This window comes from bacterium (assembly GCA_040755795.1).
GTDB lineage: Bacteria > UBA9089 > CG2-30-40-21 > CG2-30-40-21 > SBAY01 > JBFLXS01.
The window spans coordinates 1-1,118 of the sequence record JBFLXS010000741.1; the positions used below are offsets into that span (position 1 = coordinate 1).

The window sequence follows — 1,118 nt, forward strand, 5'->3', positions numbered from 1 at the left end:
CGCAAAGATTATAATTTATTCCTTTGCGTTCTTTGCGCCTTAGCGAGAAATTTAATCTTTATGCCTTTCTCCCACCAATAACTGACCGATTACCTCAGCCGAACGGTATTTAATTACCAGTTACCAGTTACCAATTACCAGTTACCAATTACCAATTACCAGTTACCAATCACCAATTACCAGTTACCAATCACCATTTACCAGAATCAAATTCCGTGCGTTATTTGTTCAACACGACACCAGGAATTATAAAGAGGTACCAGGATGAAAACTTCAGTCATTATTCCAACACGGAATGAATCAGAAGGGATTAAACAGATTATTGAACAGGTAAAACCTTATGCCGATGAAGTTATTGTAGTTGATGGTCATTCAACGGATAATACCCGCGAAATTGCCTCCCAATCCGGGGTAAAGGTAATTTTAGATAATAAAAAGGGGAAAGGAGACGCATATCGAGTCGGAATATCAGTGGCAAAAAACGATATTGTTGCGTTTATCGATGCAGATGGTTCTCATGAACCAAAGGATATTCCCGGATTGATTGAACCTATTATTCAAAATAAAGCAGATTTGGTTATTGCCTCTCGAATGTTAGGTGGGAGTGATGAGTTTCATGGAAATTTCTCTAATTATGTCCGAATGGTTGGCGGAGGATTAATTACCTTGATTATTAACCTACGGTTTAAAACCACATTAACGGATTGCCTTAACGGCTTTCGGGCAATTAAGAAAGGTGTTGCTTTAAACCTAAATCTTAAAGCCAATCAGTTTGATATTGAACATGAAATGATAATGAAATGTTTAAAAAAAGGCTATCGGATTTGTGAAGTGCCAAGTCATGAATATGAACGAAAATGGGGTAACTCTAAATTACCAACTTTCAGAAGGGCACATCTCTTCTTCTTCCGCCTGCTTAAAGAGTTGTAACCGTTCAGGTGGTAATTTACCGCAGAGACGCAGAGAAACAGAGAGGAAAATATCTTTTTTTGTAACCGTTCAGGCTATATATCAAAAGTGTAAGAAAGGGGATAAGGAGATAAGAAGGATATGGAGATAAGATAATAGAAATAGATTGAAATTTATAGAAATAGGTAGAAATTGATTGTGGAAAACAA

General features: G+C 36.9%; 1 protein-coding gene. It reads left to right on the forward strand.

Going from position 1 to position 1,118, the window contains the following annotated elements; all coding sequences use genetic code 11:
- Positions 1 to 264 precede the first annotated feature (264 nt).
- Positions 265 to 930 (forward strand): glycosyltransferase family 2 protein, encoded by a 666-nt coding sequence (locus AB1414_21340; GenBank protein ID MEW6609956.1) that lies wholly within the window; start codon positions 265 to 267, stop codon positions 928 to 930.
- Positions 931 to 1,118: the final 188 nt, after the last annotated feature.